The organism is Arthrobacter sp. P1_B9 (assembly GCF_056406495.1).
Genome location: NZ_JBFUAA010000011.1, coordinates 45311 through 61209 on the forward strand (window position 1 = coordinate 45311; position 15899 = coordinate 61209).

General features: G+C 67.7%; 16 protein-coding genes, 6 tRNA genes and 1 riboswitch. Of the genes, 13 read left to right on the forward strand and 9 right to left on the reverse strand.

All coding sequences use genetic code 11. The features are described 5' to 3' along the window. Positions 1 to 3: 3 nt before the first annotated feature. The 7 genes from pnuC to AC1D1A_RS15345 all read right to left on the reverse strand — a co-directional run bounded on the left by pnuC (position 4) and on the right by AC1D1A_RS15345 (position 6056). A complete protein-coding gene (gene pnuC, locus AC1D1A_RS15315) occupies positions 4 to 702 on the reverse strand; it encodes a nicotinamide riboside transporter PnuC (protein WP_476857167.1) in 699 nt (232 codons plus the stop codon). A 94-nt stretch (positions 703 to 796) separates the two neighbouring features. After that, a riboswitch (FMN riboswitch) is annotated at positions 797 to 947 on the reverse strand. A gap of 186 nt (positions 948 to 1133) precedes the next feature. Next, a complete protein-coding gene (gene rpe, locus AC1D1A_RS15320; RefSeq protein WP_476860255.1) occupies positions 1134 to 1790 on the reverse strand; it encodes a ribulose-phosphate 3-epimerase in 657 nt (218 codons plus the stop codon). 66 nt (positions 1791 to 1856) lie between these two features. Then, entirely contained in the window at positions 1857 to 3458 is a 1602-nt protein-coding gene (locus tag AC1D1A_RS15325) for an RsmB/NOP family class I SAM-dependent RNA methyltransferase (protein WP_476948083.1), read from the reverse strand. Beyond that, positions 3455 to 4375: a methionyl-tRNA formyltransferase gene (fmt, locus tag AC1D1A_RS15330; RefSeq protein WP_476857165.1), complete on the reverse strand. Its 921-nt coding sequence runs from the start codon at positions 4373 to 4375 to the stop codon at positions 3455 to 3457. The genes AC1D1A_RS15325 and fmt overlap by 4 nt, the downstream gene beginning before the upstream one ends. Further along, positions 4372 to 4944, reverse strand: coding sequence for a peptide deformylase (gene def / locus AC1D1A_RS15335; protein ID WP_230011447.1), 573 nt, complete (start codon positions 4942 to 4944; stop codon positions 4372 to 4374). The genes fmt and def overlap by 4 nt, the downstream gene beginning before the upstream one ends. Before the next feature lie 108 nt (positions 4945 to 5052). Further along, positions 5053 to 5898, reverse strand: coding sequence for a cytochrome (locus AC1D1A_RS15340; RefSeq protein WP_476948084.1), 846 nt, complete (start codon positions 5896 to 5898; stop codon positions 5053 to 5055). An 86-nt stretch (positions 5899 to 5984) separates the two neighbouring features. Next, positions 5985 to 6056 (reverse strand) — tRNA-Val (locus tag AC1D1A_RS15345). 380 nt (positions 6057 to 6436) lie between these two features. On the opposite strand from AC1D1A_RS15345, the gene AC1D1A_RS15350 reads away from it, so the two are divergent. The 6 genes from AC1D1A_RS15350 to AC1D1A_RS15375 all read left to right on the forward strand — a co-directional run bounded on the left by AC1D1A_RS15350 (position 6437) and on the right by AC1D1A_RS15375 (position 7471). Further along, positions 6437 to 6509 (forward strand) — tRNA-Gly (locus tag AC1D1A_RS15350). Between the two features lie 46 nt (positions 6510 to 6555). Further along, a tRNA-Cys gene (locus AC1D1A_RS15355) sits at positions 6556 to 6626 on the forward strand. A gap of 39 nt (positions 6627 to 6665) precedes the next feature. After that, a tRNA-Val gene (locus AC1D1A_RS15360) sits at positions 6666 to 6740 on the forward strand. A gap of 56 nt (positions 6741 to 6796) precedes the next feature. Then, positions 6797 to 6869 (forward strand) — tRNA-Gly (locus AC1D1A_RS15365). Positions 6870 to 6907: 38 nt separating this feature from the next. Continuing rightward, positions 6908 to 6982, forward strand: a tRNA-Val gene (locus tag AC1D1A_RS15370). Between the two features lie 219 nt (positions 6983 to 7201). Then, positions 7202 to 7471: an antitoxin gene (locus AC1D1A_RS15375; RefSeq protein ID WP_476948085.1), complete on the forward strand. Its 270-nt coding sequence runs from the start codon at positions 7202 to 7204 to the stop codon at positions 7469 to 7471. Between the two features lie 174 nt (positions 7472 to 7645). Here the strand turns inward: AC1D1A_RS15375 and zapE are convergent, their stop codons facing one another. Further along, positions 7646 to 8683 carry a cell division protein ZapE gene (zapE, locus tag AC1D1A_RS15380; RefSeq protein ID WP_476851509.1) on the reverse strand — a complete coding sequence of 346 codons (1038 nt, stop codon included), beginning with the start codon at positions 8681 to 8683 and terminating at the stop codon, positions 7646 to 7648. Between the two features lie 226 nt (positions 8684 to 8909). On the opposite strand from zapE, the gene AC1D1A_RS15385 reads away from it, so the two are divergent. The 3 genes from AC1D1A_RS15385 to ybaK all read left to right on the forward strand — a co-directional run bounded on the left by AC1D1A_RS15385 (position 8910) and on the right by ybaK (position 10896). Then, positions 8910 to 9827 (forward strand): sulfurtransferase, encoded by a 918-nt coding sequence (locus AC1D1A_RS15385; RefSeq protein WP_476948086.1) that lies wholly within the window; start codon positions 8910 to 8912, stop codon positions 9825 to 9827. A 70-nt stretch (positions 9828 to 9897) separates the two neighbouring features. After that, entirely contained in the window at positions 9898 to 10371 is a 474-nt protein-coding gene (locus AC1D1A_RS15390; protein WP_243179191.1) for a SufE family protein, read from the forward strand. A gap of 27 nt (positions 10372 to 10398) precedes the next feature. After that, positions 10399 to 10896: a Cys-tRNA(Pro) deacylase gene (gene ybaK / locus AC1D1A_RS15395; RefSeq protein ID WP_476851506.1), complete on the forward strand. Its 498-nt coding sequence runs from the start codon at positions 10399 to 10401 to the stop codon at positions 10894 to 10896. 110 nt (positions 10897 to 11006) lie between these two features. Here the strand turns inward: ybaK and AC1D1A_RS15400 are convergent, their stop codons facing one another. Beyond that, positions 11007 to 12359 carry an alpha/beta hydrolase family protein gene (locus AC1D1A_RS15400; RefSeq protein WP_476948087.1) on the reverse strand — a complete coding sequence of 451 codons (1353 nt, stop codon included), beginning with the start codon at positions 12357 to 12359 and terminating at the stop codon, positions 11007 to 11009. 137 nt (positions 12360 to 12496) lie between these two features. Here AC1D1A_RS15400 and AC1D1A_RS15405 point away from each other — a divergent pair, with 137 nt between their 5' ends. The 4 genes from AC1D1A_RS15405 to AC1D1A_RS15420 all read left to right on the forward strand — a co-directional run bounded on the left by AC1D1A_RS15405 (position 12497) and on the right by AC1D1A_RS15420 (position 15892). After that, positions 12497 to 12985 (forward strand): hypothetical protein, encoded by a 489-nt coding sequence (locus tag AC1D1A_RS15405; RefSeq protein ID WP_230007972.1) that lies wholly within the window; start codon positions 12497 to 12499, stop codon positions 12983 to 12985. Positions 12986 to 12999: 14 nt separating this feature from the next. Continuing rightward, entirely contained in the window at positions 13000 to 13512 is a 513-nt protein-coding gene (gene msrB, locus AC1D1A_RS15410) for a peptide-methionine (R)-S-oxide reductase MsrB (protein ID WP_476948088.1), read from the forward strand. Between the two features lie 164 nt (positions 13513 to 13676). Continuing rightward, positions 13677 to 15107, forward strand: a complete 1431-nt coding sequence (locus AC1D1A_RS15415) for a DUF6421 family protein (RefSeq protein WP_476948089.1) — start codon at positions 13677 to 13679, stop codon at positions 15105 to 15107. Next, a complete protein-coding gene (locus AC1D1A_RS15420) occupies positions 15104 to 15892 on the forward strand; it encodes an SDR family oxidoreductase (protein WP_476860248.1) in 789 nt (262 codons plus the stop codon). Before AC1D1A_RS15415 ends, AC1D1A_RS15420 begins: the two co-directional genes overlap by 4 nt. Positions 15893 to 15899 lie beyond the last annotated feature (7 nt).

Consider the following 15899-nt stretch of genomic DNA (forward strand, 5'->3'; position numbering starts at 1 on the left):
CACTCACTTGGCCACCACAGGGTCGGGGAAGGCGGTTTCGACCGTGACAGGCCGGTTCGCCAGCCTGGAGGCACGCCACCAGACAAAGAACCCGGCCAGGGTGAAGAAGCCGTAGAAGAGGTACATGACGGCGCTGGCGTAGTAGCCGGCGCTGAACAGCAGTGGCACACCGACGATGTCCACCGCCACCCAGATGAGCCAGAACTCCGTCCAGCCCCGCGCCATGCCGTAGGTCGCCAGCAGCGAGCCCATGAACGTCCACGCGTCGGCCCAGACCGGCGGGTAGGAGCCGAGGGAGTCGAAGACGGGGGTAAGCGCCATGGTGCCGGCCACGAGGCTGAGGGCCAGAATCACCCGGGTCTGGTTGCCGGCCCAGCGCGGCGCGACGGCAGTCCCGCCGCTGCCGGACTTCCTGCCCTGCTGCCAGCGGTACCAGCCGTAGAGGGCGACGCCGATGAACATGACCTGGCGTCCGGCCTGGCCCCACAGCGTGGCCGGCGTGGCGGAACCGAAGACGTTGCCCAGGAAGACCGTCAGGAGCAGCAAGTTGCCGGCGATGCCGACGGGCCATGCCCAGACCCGGCGGCGCATGCCGCCGACGGCGCTGGCGAGGCCAAAGATGTTGCCTAGCACTTCACGAAGAATCAGGACAGATCCGCCTACGGGGATCTGCGCTTCGAAGAGCCATCGCAAGGGGTCCATGTGTGTGTCGTTCCTTCCCTCAAGAACCGCGATGGCTCCGGGGGTATACGACAGCGCAATTATGCGGCGCCGTTGGGGCGCCGCAGTAACAGCTGTACGTGCTTCTCTCATCCAGACTTTAACTGTCGGTACCGGAATTTCACCGGTTCAACCGTCTGCCGGCTTCCTCCCGGGGGAGGGCGCTGGCGCGCGGGTCGCGGACTGTCACCGCCGGTTCGGACTTACACCGACCCCGGAGCACGTATGTGTGTTGTTATTCTGACACAACTGCGGCCCTGCCCGGGCTATTCCCCGGATGCCGATGTTACGCCCGGCGTCATCTTCGCAGCAGTTCCCTGCCGGGACCGCGCGTCAGCGGGACCCCGCGTCAGCGGGACCCCGCGTCAGCGGGACCCCGCGTCAGCGGGACCCCGCGTCAGCGGGACCCCGCGTCAGCGGGACCCCGCCGCCCGGAGCCTTTCGACAGCCTCCGCCGGATCCGCGGCGCCGTAGACGGCTGACCCCGCAACAAAGACGTTCGCCCCCGCCTCTGCCGCGCGCACGATCGTCTCCTCGGTGATGCCGCCATCCACCTGCAGTGCCACCGCGACGCCGGAGCCGTCAATGGCAGCGCGGGCCCGCCGGATCTTGGGCAGCGTCAGGTCCAGGAAAGACTGCCCGCCGAAGCCTGGCTCCACCGTCATGATCAACAGCAGGTCCAGTTCCGGGAGCATGTCCAGATAGGGCTCCACGGGAGTGCCCGGACGCAGCGCCATGCCGGCTTTGGACCCACGGGCGCGCAGTTCCCGGGCGAGTTTGATCGGCGCGATCGAGGCTTCGGCGTGGAACGTCACCGAGGCCACCCCGGCGTCGGCGAAGCCCGGCGCCCAGCGGTCCGCGTCGGCGATCATCAGGTGGGCGTCCAGCGGCACCGGGCTGACGGCCTGGATGCGCTGCACCACAGGCAGCCCAATGGTCAGGTTGGGCACGAAATGATTGTCCATGACGTCCACATGAACGGCATCGGCATTACTGATACGGCGCAGTTCGGCCTCAAGGTTGACGAAGTCAGCCGAAAGGATGCTCGGGTTGATGCAGCACTGGGCCATGGATTTCCTTCTCGTTCGTACTTAGCTGGTTCGTTTTTGGTGGCAGTGCCCCAGTATCAGCGAAACTCAGGCCAACTTGCGAATCAGCGCCAGGAACATGGCGTCCGTCTGGTGCACGTGCGGCCAGAGCTGGGCGGTGAGCTCGTGCCCGGCCTCGAGGTGGCCAGTGAGGCTGACGCCGTCCAGCACGGCGCCGGCGTCGAGGAGCTCGAGGTCCTCGCGCTTGCGCAGGGCATCACTGACGACGGCGGTGGTCTCTGCCGGGTGCGGCGAACATGTCACGTACGCCACCACGCCGCCGGGCTTGACGGCGTCGATCGCGGAGTTGAGCAGCTGGCGCTGCAGCGGGCCAAGGTCCACGAGGTCCTTGGGCGTGCGCCGCCAGCGCGACTCCGGGCGCCGGCGCAGGGCGCCCAGGCCGGTGCACGGGACATCCACCAGGACGCGGTCGAACGACTCCGGCTGCTCGGCGCCGATGTCGCGGCCGTCCCCGGTCCTGACCTCCCAAGCCTCCCGCGGGACCGCGGACAGGGCCTGCCGCACGAGTTTGGCACGGTGCGGGGCGGATTCGTTGGCCAGCAGGTGGGCGCCCCGCTGCCGGGCGAGGGCTCCGAGCAGGGCGGCTTTGCCGCCGGGACCGGCACAGAGATCCAGCCAGCGCTCCCCCGCGCCCCCGCCGTCCGTCCCCGCTTCGCCGCCAGATTTTGTGTCGGGGTCTGCGCTGATGTTGTTGCCGGGCCCGGCGCCGGGGGTTGTGCCGAGGTCGACGGCGGCCATGGCGCGGGCCACGAGCTGCGAACCGACGTCCTGGACACGGGTGCTTCCGTCACGGACCGAGGCGAGCCGGCCGAGGTCCCCGCCGCTGGAGAGCGCGGATCCCTCGACGAGCTCGCCCGGGGTGGCCCCGCCTTCCAGGGCCTCGTCGAGGCTGCCGACGCCGGGCAGCGCCACAAGGTTCACCACTGGCGCGGCGTTGTCGGCTTCGAGGAGCGCGTCAATCTCAGAAACCGCCCGGCCGTGGGCCACGAGCGACTGGCGGAGCGCGCGGACGATCCACTCCGGGTGGGCGTAGCGGATGGACGCGATCTTGATGGCATCCGTCTCGGTGCTCAGCAGCAGGTCGAGCCACTCGTCGAGGGTGCGGGCGGAGACTTTGCGCAGGACGGCGTTGATCAGTGCCGAGGGCCCGGCCCCGATCACGGCGCGGGCCAGCCCCACCGTCTGGTCCAGGGCGGCGTGAGCGGGCACGCGCATGGCGAGCAGCTGGTGCACCCCGATCCGCAGGGCATCCAGGATCGCGGGATCCAGCTCCTCCAGCGGACGGTCCACGCACCGGGCCAGGATGGCGTCGTACGTGCCCTGGCCGCGGAGGGCGCCATAGCTGAGTTCGGTGGCGAAACCGGCGTCGCGCTTGTCCAGCCCGTGGTGCCGGATCCGGGCCGGGAGCACCAGGTTCGCGTAGGCGTCCTCGGCGGCCACGGCGCGGAGCACTTCAAAGGCAACCAGCCGGGCCGGATCGGCGCGGCGGGTCCGCTGGGACGGGGCGCTCTCGGTGAAGCCGCGCTGCGGGCCGCGGTTGCGTTCCCGGCCCTGGGCGTTCCGCCTGCTGCCGCCCCCGGCGCCCTGGCCACTGCCTCGGCTGTTGCCGTTGGTCCCGGAACCGCTCATTCGAATACCACGCTTTCAAGTGTTGCCTGCCCACGCGCCCAATCAGCGGCGGCCATCATTTTCTTGCCCGCGGGTTGCACCCGCGTCAATTCCACCGGGTGCGATCCCGTACCGACGAGAACCCGTTTTCCGTCCAATGCCAGCTGTCCGGGCCGGAGCGCCGCCGAGTCCGCTGCCGGCAGCACTGGCTCCAGTTTGATCCGCTGGCCCTCCAGCAGGGTCCAGGCGCCCGGCTCCGGCGTGACGCCGCGGGCACGGCGGCCGATCGCCAGGGCGGGCTGCTGCCAGTCGAGCCGGCCGTCTTCGAGACTGAGTTTCGGTGCCAGGCTGACGTCGCCCTGCTGCGGGAGCGCGACGGCCTTGCCGGCGTCGATGGCGGACAGCGTTTGGGCCAGCAGGACCGCGCCGCTGTGGGAGAGGCGTTCGAGCAGGGCCCCGGCGGTGTCGGCGGGGTGCACGGTCTCGGTGAGGGTCCCGAAGACCGGACCGGTGTCCAGCCCCTCCTCCAGGCGGAAGGTGACGGCACCCGTGACGTCGTCGCCGGCGATGACGGCGCGCTGCACGGGAGCTGCGCCGCGCCAGGCCGGCAGCAGGGAGAAGTGCAGGTTCACCCAGCCGTGGCGGGGGACAGCGAGAGCCGCAGGGGGAATCAGCCCGCCATAGGCCACGATCGCCGCGACGTCCGGTGCTGCGGCGGCAATGCGGGCGGTGACCCCGGCATCGACTTTGGCGGCGTGGATGATCTCAATGCCGAGCTCGGCGGCCCTGGCGGCCACGGGCGACGGCGTCAGGACGCGTTTGCGTCCCAGCGGTGCGTCCGGGCGGGTGAGGACAGCGACGACGTCGAACCCGGCGGCAACAAGGGCGTCGAGCGACGGCACTGCGACAGCGGGGGTCCCGGCGAAGAGAACCCTCACGGGGTGATTCCGAAACTGGACCCGCCGAAGCTCGTCCCGACGCTCTTCGCGCGCTTGGTGGTTGTCTGTTCCGTGATGGCGTCGTAGTTGGCATTGCGGATGGCGCGCAGGGCGGCCTTTCGGTCTTCGCCCTCGAGCCGGTCGGTATAGAGAATGCCGTCCAGGTGGTCGGTCTCGTGCTGGAAGCAGCGCGCCAGCATGTCTTCGCCCTCCACGGTGACGGGGTTGCCGTGCAGGTCCACGCCGGTCACCCGGGTTTGGCGGTACCGGCGGACGGGGAAGCCCAGGCCCGGGATGGACAGGCATCCCTCGACCTGGTCCGGCTGGAAGTCCTCGCTGTTTTCCAGCACGGGGTTGACGATGTGACCCTCGACGCCGCCGATCCGGTAGGTGAAGACGCGCAGGCTCACACCGACCTGGGGCGCGGCCAGGCCGGCGCCCTCGACATCCTCCATGGTTTCGGTCATGTCGGCGACGAGCTTTGCCAGTTCAGGCCCGAATTCCGTCACGGGATCGGCGACTGTGCGCAGCACAGGATCTCCGATGATGCGGATATTCAAAATGGCCATGTGCAGTCTGTCCTCACGGTGGGCGGCTAGGGGTCCAGTCCAGTTTAGTTGCAGCTGCCCGGCTTCTGTTCGGCGCGTCTGGTCGGTGCTTCTGGTCAGCGCTTCTGGTCAGCGCTTCACGGGCGGCGCCAGCGGGAGCAGTGCTGCTCCGGCGGTTGCCGTGTCGGCGGACATCTCCCACACGCGGCGCAGCGCACAGAATTTCCACCAGTGATGCTTCAGGACCTCGGGGTTGGCCCGCTGCGGACGGACCTCGGTCTCGCCGACCGCCACGGCCAGGAGGATCGGGGACTCGCCGTGCTGCCAGGCCTCCCACTCCCCCGCGACGGGATCCACGAGGCTTTCCTCCGCCTTCATGCCCGCCACGAGCTGCATGACCACCTTGTCATCAAGCGGTTTGACGGTGCCGTCCCGGCTGGTGCCCTTGGTCTTGTAGTCGATAAGACAGGTCCGGCCGTTGATCCGTGCGACGAGGTCCAGGGTGCCGGCATAGCCGACCGTCTTGTTCCACACCGTAATTTCCGGGGCGATGGGCTCAACCTGGAAGAGCTCCCACCATTCGTCGAAGCGTGCCGCGAAGGCTTCMTCGCCGTTGGCGGCCAGCGCCTCCCGTGTTTCCTTCATCTGGTGCGGCCGGCCGAGCGCACGCAGCGCAACCTGCTCGCAATAGTTGTGGACCCGGTCGCCGCGTTTGGCGGCATCGTCCCGGTACGACTCCGCCGCCTTGGCGGCCCGGCTGACCGCCTGCCGCAGTTTGGCCGGGCTCCCCAGGATGCCGGGGAGCTCGGGATCCTGGGCCAGACTGTTGGCGCCCATGTACCCGAACCAGCCGTCCAGGCCGTGTGGCTGCTGGCCGATCACCGTGGTGATGGAAGGGACAGAGAACTGAGCCGACGTGGAGCGGGCGTACATGCGGCCATGGTCCGTGGCGTGGGCGAGGAGTGGAGCGGTCATATGAAGACTCTTTCACGGGGGTCAGACAACGATGAAAAGCAAAATGGCCCGCCCCGCTGAGTCAGCGGAACAGACCATTTCGTTAGTGGGCGATACTGGGTTCGAACCAGTGACCTCTTCGGTGTGAACGAAGCGCGCTACCACTGCGCCAATCGCCCTAACGACATTGAATGCTAGCCCACCCGGGCGGATTTTAGAAATCGGCCCGGGGGAACCTGGCCGCGGCGGGAATGCGGCCCAATACTCCCGCGCAACAGGCCCCGTGCACGGGCAGTTCCACCAGCCCTCCGCCGGCCGTTCCAGTCGTCCCCCTCAGAAGGCCCGCTCAGTAGTCCCGGCGCCACTTAGGGCCACGGCTGAACACCGACGCTAATTACAGCGCTGTAATTAGCAAAATCCCCTAGAACTCGGGGAAGTAGGGCCATGGAACCCGGGCCAATGGGTCTCGATTTGTAGATTCCCAGAACCTCCTATAGAGTTCTTACTCGTTGGAACGCGAGGAAATGCCGAATGCGGCAAGGAAATGCACACCAACAATGCGGACGTAGCTCAGCTGGTAGAGCACCACCTTGCCAAGGTGGATGTCGCGAGTTCGAATCTCGTCGTCCGCTCGCAGGACACTGTCACGGCAAAGGTTCTTCGGAATCCTGTCTACACGGTGGGTTGGCCGAGAGGCGAGGCAGCGGCCTGCAAAGCCGTATACACGGGTTCGAATCCCGTACCCACCTCGGTGAAAACCCTGGTTTCCGGTTTCGATCGGATGCAAGGGGCGATTGGCGCAGCGGTAGCGCGCTTCCCTGACACGGAAGAGGTCACTGGTTCGATCCCAGTATCGCCCACCAGAGCAAGGCAACTTGCTTGATGCAGTACCACCGGCCCAGCCGGCATGGACTAAAATGCGGACGTAGCTCAGCTGGTAGAGCACCACCTTGCCAAGGTGGATGTCGCGAGTTCGAATCTCGTCGTCCGCTCTCTTCATTACAACTCCACTCCGGATCCTTCCGGTTGAGGGCGATTGGCGCAGCGGTAGCGCGCTTCCCTGACACGGAAGAGGTCACTGGTTCGATCCCAGTATCGCCCACCACAAGAGCAGCTCCCCCGGAGCTGCTCTTTTTTGTGCACTGCGGGTTGGTGCACTGCGGGTTTGTGCACTGCGGATTGGTGCACTCCGGGCCCTTCTACCCTGTGCACCTGGCCTTCCATCTTTTATCCTCTGGGCGGACACCCTTGGCACCCCCGCCACCTCCCGCTAGGGTAGAAAACGCAAGGAGCGATCTGGCTCCGCGACCGAAGGGAGGTGCCCGTGGGTTTACTTGACGATCTAAAGGGCAAGGCTCAGCAAGTTATTGGTGGCAACGAAGAAGCCATCAAGGACGGCATCGAAAAGGCAGGCGACTTCGTCGACTCCAAGACCGGCGGAAAGCACGCCGGCACGATCGATGCCGTGCAGCGTGGCGCTTCCGACTTCGTGGACAAGGCGAACGACCGGCCGAATTCGGCCCCGGCCGCCGATCAGACTCCCGCAGCCGGTGAGCCCCCCGTAGCCGGGGAACCCCGCCAGCCAGGCCTCTGACCCAGATCCGTCAGCGAGGTGCCGGTCCCGCCGAGAGGCGGCGCCGGCACCTCCGGCATTTAAGGGCGACTCCAACCAGGCAACGCGGGGTCAGTTACGGCCCATCCGGTGCATCCGGATGGGCCGTAACTGACCCCGCGTTGGATTTGGCGTTGTACTTGGAGGGGCTGGCGGCTAGGACGGTTCGTGGTTTTGGCCCTCGCGGGCCAGCGCGGTGAGCCTGGAGACGGCGCGGAAGTACTTCTTCATGTACCCGCCGGTCATCATTTCCTCGGTGAAGAGCTGGTCGAACGGCACACCGCTGGCAAGGATGGGCACGTCCTTGTCGTACAGCCGGTCAGCCAGCACCACGAAGCGCAGCGCAACGGCCTGCTCGGTAATCGTGTGCACGTTCTTCCAGACCACGCCCTCGATCCCCTCCAGCAGCTGGCGGTAACGGCTCGGGTGCACGCCGGCCAGGTGGTTGATCAAGGTGCTGAACTCATCGCGGGCCACGGTCTTGCCGTCGAACTCGGCATGCATGTGGTGGGTCAGGTCATCATTGCGGAGCGGCGACGGCGCGGCCGGCAGGCCACGGTGGCGGAAGTCCTCGCCGTCGATCCGCACGACGTCGAACTGGTCCGCCAGCACCTGGATTTCGCGGGCAAAGTCGACGGCGGCGAAGCGCCCGTCCCCGAGGGACCCCGGCAGCGTGTTCGATGTGGCGGCAAGCTTCACGCCGGCGTCGGCGAGTTCGCGCATGAGCCGGGACATGAGCACAGTGTCGCCCGGATCATCGAGCTCAAATTCATCGATGCAGACCAGCTTGTAGTGGCTCAGGGCCTCAACGGTCTTGCGGAAGGACAGCGCACCGACGAGGTTGGTGTATTCGACGAACGTGCCGAAGGCCTTGGGCCCGGGGGCGGCGTGCCACAGCGATGCCAGCAAGTGGGTCTTGCCCACACCGAATCCGCCGTCGAGGTAGATCCCGGCCCGCGAAGTGTCCTTCTTGCCGAAGAGCCGCTTGAACAGCCCGTCGCCGTCGCGTGCGCCCACGCCCGCCGCAAAATGCTGCAGGGCATGGACCGCCTGGGCCTGGCTGGGCTGGGCGGGATCGGGCCGGTAGCTGGAAAACGACACCTCGCCGAACCGCGGCGACGGATAGAACCCATTGAGGAGTTCATCCACGGAAACTGCCGGTGTGCGGGCGGCGAGCTGTTCGATCTGTACCAAGGTGGTCCGTTCTGCTGGTCTCTTGTCCCCAGCAAGAATACCGGCAAAGCCTGGCCGGCCCGCGTGCGCGACTGTGGACCCGCGGCCGGCGTGAGGAAGACCACATTTCCCCGTGTGAACCCGGTGGAGCATTCCCACCGGCCCGTGACTAGTGTTGTAACAGGCCCGGCGCGGCGCACGCTTTCGGCGCCCGGCCTCCTGACCGTTCAAGTGAAAGGCCATCGCAATGACCTACCCCGTTGAGCAGAACGAGAAATTCGCCGCTTACGCCCACCCTGACCGCCTGGTGTCCACGGAATGGCTGGCCACGGCGATCGAGGACGGCGCCCTCGACGGCGGCAATCTCGTGGTGGTCGAATCCGACGAAGACGTCCTGCTTTACGAGACCGGGCACATTCCGGGAGCCGTGAAAATCGACTGGCACACGGACCTGAACGACGAGGTGACCCGCGACTACGTCGACGGTGAAGCCTTCGCCGCGCTGGCCGCGTCCAAGGGCATCTCCCGGGACAGCACCGTGGTTATTTACGGCGACAAGTCGAACTGGTGGGCCGCGTACGCCCTGTGGGTGTTCACGCTCTTCGGCCACGAGGACGTCCGGCTCCTGGACGGCGGCCGGGACAAGTGGATCGCGGAAGGCCGGGCGCTCTCCACCGTCACGACCGTCGCCACCCCCGCCGACTACCCCGTCGTGGAGCGGGACGACGCCCCGATCCGCGCCTTCAAGGATGACGTCCTGGCCCACTTCGGCAAGCCGCTGATCGACGTCCGCTCGACCGAGGAGTACACCGGCCAGCGCACCCACATGCCCGCCTACCCGGAAGAGGGCGCGCTGCGCGGCGGCCACATCCCCACGGCGGCCTCCATCCCCTGGGCCCGCGCAGCGGCCGGCGACGGCACGTACCGGAACCGCGGCGAGCTCGAGGCCCTCTACCTCGGCGAGGCTGGATTGAACGAAGGCGACGACGTCGTGGCGTACTGCCGGATCGGCGAGCGGTCCAGCCACACCTGGTTTGCGCTGAAGTACCTGCTGGGCTTTGAGACCGTGCGGAACTACGACGGCTCCTGGACCGAATGGGGCAACGCCGTGCGCGTCCCGATCGTCAAGGGTGCCGAACGCGGCGCGGTTCCGGCCGGCCGTTAGCCGCGGCGACCGTGGAGCGGGACCGGTCCTGACAGGGACACAATCGGCGCGCCTGCGTAAGCTGGGAGTGATGAATACTTCAGCCCTCCCCGCCGCACTGGCGGACATTGTCGACGATTTCCAGGCCCTGACCGAAGCAGAGCGGCTGCAGCTGCTCCTTGAGTTCTCGCAGGGGCTTCCGGAACTTCCGGAGCGGCTCCGGGACCACCCGGAGCTGCTCGAGCAGGTAGTGGAGTGCCAGACGCCGCTGTTCCTCACCGTCGAGACGGAACAGGCCGACGGCGACGCGCCTGAGCGCGTCCGGCTCTACTTCAAGGCACCCAAGGAAGCCCCGACCACCCGCGGCTTCGCCGGAGTGCTCCACGAAGGACTCGACGGGCTCAGCGCCGCGGAAATCCTGGCCGTCCCCGACGACATGCCCGAACTGTTGGGCCTGACCCGGGCCATCACTCCCCTGCGCATGCGCGGAATGACCGCCATGCTGGGCCGGATCAAGCGCAAGGTCGTCGCCTCCGGAGACCGCCAGCCGTCGGCGCAGTCCTGACCTTCGGCGCCCGGACAGCCAGAGAACATGGCCCGCAAGCACGCCTCGCAGGGAACTCCGGCCACCGCGGCACTCGCGGCCGCCGGGGTTCCCTTTGTGGCCCACCCCTACACCCATGACCCCGCGGCGGCCAGTTATGGCCTGGAAGCGGCGGAAGTGCTCGGCGTCGACCCTGACCGGGTCTTCAAGACCCTGATGGTCGACGTCGACGGCCGGCTCGCCGTCGGCGTCGTGCCGGTCAGCGGCAGCCTGGACCTCAAGGCGATGGCCGCGGCTTTAGGCGGCAAGAAAGCAGAGATGGCCGATCCGGCCGCGGCGCAGCGGCGGACCGGATACGTTCTCGGCGGCATCTCACCGCTCGGCCAGCGCCAGTCCTCCCCCACGGTGGTGGATGAGAGCGCACTGGCGCTGGAGACCATCCTCGTTTCGGGCGGACGGCGCGGCCTGGACATCGAACTGGATCCGGCCGAGCTCATTCGGCTCACGGCTGCCCGCACCGCCAGGATCGGGACCCGGCGCGACTGACCCGGCCCCAGATGTCGAGACGGCAGAGCACGGCAATGGTCGCGCACAACACTGCCGTGATCTGTCAGCGAACCGTCAATGAACTGTCAATGATCTCTGTCAGTGAACTGTCAGTTGAATGCGGCATTGCCGGCCGGAGGCTCCTGGTCGCCGGGGTTGGCGCGGGGCGCCAGCTGCTGCCGGAGCCAGGCCGAGACCTGCCGCTCCCAGCGCTCCGGATCCACGTTCCATTCCTTGGTATGCAGGGCCCTGTCGAAGGGCTCGAAGGTGACCATCTCGGGGTTTTTCTCGGCCAGCGCCGCGGAGGGCCCGTAAGGTACGTACTCGTCGTCCACGCTGTGCACAATGAGGGTCGGCGTCCTCAGCTCCACGGCCCGCGAGACCCAGTCCATCGCTTTGAGGTCGACGGGCGCGGCCAGGCCGGTCAGCCGCCGGCCCAGGCGGTGGCCGAGCATGAGTTGTCCGTAGCGGCCCACGGACGACGGAATCCGGTTCAGCTCCGCGTGGTGGGCCAGCACGTTGACCCAGTTGATCACCGGCGCGTCCAGGACCATGGCCCGGATCAAGTGGCGGTGCCGGGAAAGGTCAGCGGTCTGGAGGCAGATCGCGCCGCCCATCGACCAGCCGAACAAAACCACCTCGCGGGCGCCCTGCTGCACGGCGTAGCCGATGGCGGCCTCGACGTCGCGCCATTCGGTGGAGCCCAGGCCGTACCGCCCGTCGCTGGCTGACGGGGCCAGGCCGTCGTTGCGGTAGGAGATCAGAAGACTGGACATGCCCAGTTCCCTGGCGGTCCGGACGGCCCGCAGCCCTTCCTGCCGGGTGGCCCCGCGCCCGTGCACCATGATCGCCCACACGTCGGGGGCCACATCCTCCGCCACGGCCGGCGCGGCGCGGACAAGCCAGGCCGGCGCGGTCCCGGCGTCGACGTCGATCAGCACGTCCTCCACCGGAAACCCCAGGGCGGCCGGATCCGGATAGGCCGCGCCGCTCCACCAGCCGCGCCGGGCGGTGGCCATGTCCCCGCTGTAGACGTGCTCGACCTCGCGCAGCACGGTGCGTTCGGCCGGGGAGTAGGACAGGATCCGGCCGATCCGCGCATGCCCGCGGCCGCCGTCGAAGAAGAAACCGTACACCCCGTCCACCGTGGCGTCCGGGGTGGCGGCGAAAATGACCCGCAGCGCCCGTCCCTCGCGGATGACGGCCAGCACTTCCTGGTCCTCTGCCCGGAACCGGGCCGGGGTGATGACGCGGCGGGCGAAGTAGAGGGCGAGGGCGGAGGAGCCGGCGGCGAGCACACCCGCAGCGGCGCTGCCGCCGATGATGCCCCCCACCGCCCACTTGGCGCTCCCGGACGTCACGCCGCCGGGGGCCGGCGCGACGGGGAGTGCTGTTCTGCGGGCAGAGGCCCGCCGGGCAGCGGCCTGGCGGAGGTCCGGGCGGAGGCGCAGGGAGGATGCCATGGCACCATTCTTACTGAAGCGCAGCCCAACCACGGCATTGGCGGGATTTCAGGCGCACGGCCGGGCCGGTACAGACACGCCAGGGTCCCGCGGGACACAACGATGCAGGTCAACACGAGCGCGACTAGGCTGGGGTCATGAGTGATCCAATCGTCATTTTGACAGAAGAGCCCCTCGGTGCGGATGACCGCGTCAATATTGAAACCCTGATTGCCGGCGGTGATGCGCCCCTGCTGATCCTGGTGCCGGCCAACACCGAGCGACACCTGGTGGTGGATTTCCTGGAAAACCTTTCCATGCTTGAAATCGCCAAGGCCTTCCGTGAACTGACGGCACACTCGGATCCCGCCGAGGAGCGGGCCGAAGCAGCCGACACTCTGGCCGCCTCGCTGGCCGCGCTGGCCGGTCTGGGCGGCGGCGTCTCGGGCGAAGTCGTCGAGGGCAAGGCCGTTGACGGCCTGGTTGCCAAGGTCAAGGAACTCAGCGCCGGACAGGCTGTGGTCATCACCCGCCCGCACGCCGTGGCCGACACGTTCCACACCGACTGGGCCACCAAGGCACAGGACAAGCTGGGGCTGCCCGTCCTGCATCTGTACGCCGGTTCGGGATTTATCGGGGACTCCTGAGCGTTATTGAGGCTATGAGTATCTTTAACAGGCCTAAATCCATGCCCTCGGCAGTGCCCGCCACCGACCCCACAGCCGACCCCGCCGCCACGGCCCTTGACCAGACTCCGACCGGAACGCCCGTCGAAAAGACGGACGCCCAGTGGCGCGAGGAACTGACGCCCGAGGAGTACCGCGTGCTCCGCCAGGCAGGCACCGAGCGGCCGTACACCGGCGAATACTGGGACACCCACACCCGCGGTGTCTACAAATGCAGGGCCTGCGGCGCCGAACTCTTCACCAGCAACGAAAAGTTCGACTCGCACTGCGGCTGGCCGTCCTTCTGGGCGCCCCTCGCCGAGGGCACCGTTCGCTACATCCATGACCGCACCATGGGCATGGACCGGGTGGAAGTCCGCTGCAGCACCTGTGATTCCCACCTGGGGCACGTGTTCGACGGCGAGGGCTACGGCACCCCCACGGACCAGCGCTTCTGCATCAACTCGGTTTCCTTGAAGCTGGTTCCCGCGGACGACGCCGGGCAGTAGCCCGCAGCCCTGCCTCTCCTTCCGCTGGAACGGCTTTTCAGAATCACTTGCCACAGACTTTCTTATGCTCGAGACAATTTTGCATTAGAGTCTCTGCTTGCTTGCTACGCTCGATTTAGATCCAGCGACACGCTCCACAGCAAACAGAAAGGCGACCGTCGACGATGACCACGACCGCTCTTACCGCCCCCGCCCCGATCACCGCCGGCAACCAGGAATGGCTGCGGCTCAAGGCTGCCGCCACCGCCCTGCGCGCCCTCCAGGTCCAGGACGGATCCGTGCCGGATGCCGAAGCCCACGAAGCCGCGGCCGGCCACGTCGCAACCATCACCGCGGCGGTCGCGGCCCTGGCCCCGTCCTTCCCGCACGACGCGAACTACCTGGAACTGCTGGTCACCGACTTTGACCGCTGGGCCGATGGCGGCTTTGGGGTCCCGGACTTCCTGGATTCCCTGCAGGCGTTCCAGCCGCAGCAGCACCGGGTCAACGGACTCCAGCACCTGGTCGTGTTCCCGATGTACACCCAGAACGGCAGCAGCAGCCGCCTCGTCGAGGCCGTGCTGATCGAGGTCATCTGGCCGGAATTCATCGGCGGCCTGGAAGCCGGCGAATACTCCAACAAGCTCTTCGTCCCGATCCGGTTCCTCGACTTCACCGCGGGCTACGACACGAACTCCGCAGTCCTGTTCCCCGAGACCGTCGCGGTCCGCGAGACCCCGACGTTTACGTGGGGCGCGATCTTCGCCGACCGCGAGGCCGCACGCTTCCGCCGCGTCCTGCGCGCCGCCGCCGAGATCACCTCCCTGCAGCTGCCCGAGGACGCCGCCGGGCTCCTGGAGGACCAGCAGCTGACGCAGGAAACCTTTGTCATGTGGGACCTGATCCACGACCGCACCCACATGCGCGGCGACCTGCCCTTCGACCCGTTCATGATCAAGCAGCGCATGCCGTTCTTCCTCTACTCACTGGAGGAACTGCGCTGCGACCTCACCGCCTTCCGCGAATCCGTGAAGATCGAGAAGGACGAGGACGCTGACCCGGAGGCCCGCCGGCACGCCAAGCTGGTCCAGTACGCCGTGATCTTCGACCGCATCTTCCGCTTCGCCATCACCGGCACGCGCGTGCGGAACTACGACGGCCTTGGCGGCCAGCTGCTCTTCGCCTGGATGCACCAGCACCACGTCCTGCACTGGACCGACAGCAAACTCAGCATCGACTGGGACGAGGCTGCCGACGTCGTGGTTGAACTCGGCGCGAAGATCGAGGAACTGTACTGGCGCTCGATCGACCGCCCCAAGATGGCCCACTGGCTCGCCGCCTACGAGCTCATCTCTGGCACGGTCACGCCTAACCCGGCCTCGGTCTGGGCCAAGGGTCCCGACGCCCTCCCCCTGGACGGTCCGCCCCGCGGCCTCACGGACCAGGTCCTCGACGACGAGTTCCCGCTCTCCATGTTCTACGAGGCGCTGGAGAAGAAGATGCGGCCCGTCATCGAATCCACTGCCGGCATCACCGGGTCGTCAGACATCAGCACAGATACCGGCACTGACACGGGATCAGAGTCCGGCGGCACCCAGGCCCTGAACGCCGGATGAGTGCCGGACGCACTTTGAACGTGCTGGTCACGGGGGGCAGCGGGCCGTCGGGAATCGCGACGGCCCGCGCCCTGCGCGGCGCCGGCCACAGGGTCTTCACGGTCGGATCGGATGCCGCGCGCATCGAGGCAGCCGCCGCCGAGGCCGGCGACGGCGTCACGCCGCTCGCCTGCGACCTCGCCAGCCTGGCCGACGTCCGCGCCCTGCGGGAAAGCATTGCCGGCCTGGCCGGACGCGTCGACGGCGTTATCCACCTGGTGGGCGGCTGGCGCGGCGCGAAAGGCATCACCGACCAGAGCGACGACGACTGGGACTTCCTGGAGCGCAACGCCGTCACGACCCTGCGGAACGTTACGCGCGTCTTCTTCGACGACCTCGCCGCCTCTGAGGCAGGACGCTTCGCCATGGTGTCCTCCACGGCGGTAAGCGCCCCGACGGCGGCGGGGGCGAGCTACGCCGCGGCCAAGGCGGCCGCCGAGGCCTGGACGCTGGCGGTCGCTGACGGCTTCCGCCGGGTCCACGCCGCGGGCAATGCCACCAGCACAGGCACTCCAGAGCAGGACAGGGCGCAACAGGACAACGCCGGACAGGACAGCGCCGCGCTACGGAGCGCCGCCGTCATTTTCGTGGTGAAAGCCCTCGTTGACGCGAAAATGCGGGCCAAGGCCCCGGACCGCAAGTTCCCGGGCTTCACGGACGTGGCTGACCTGGCGGCTGCCGCAGCGGGACTCTTCAACGCTCCTGCCGGCGACCTGAACGGCCAGCGGCTGCTGCTCAGCCGCTGAACATCCC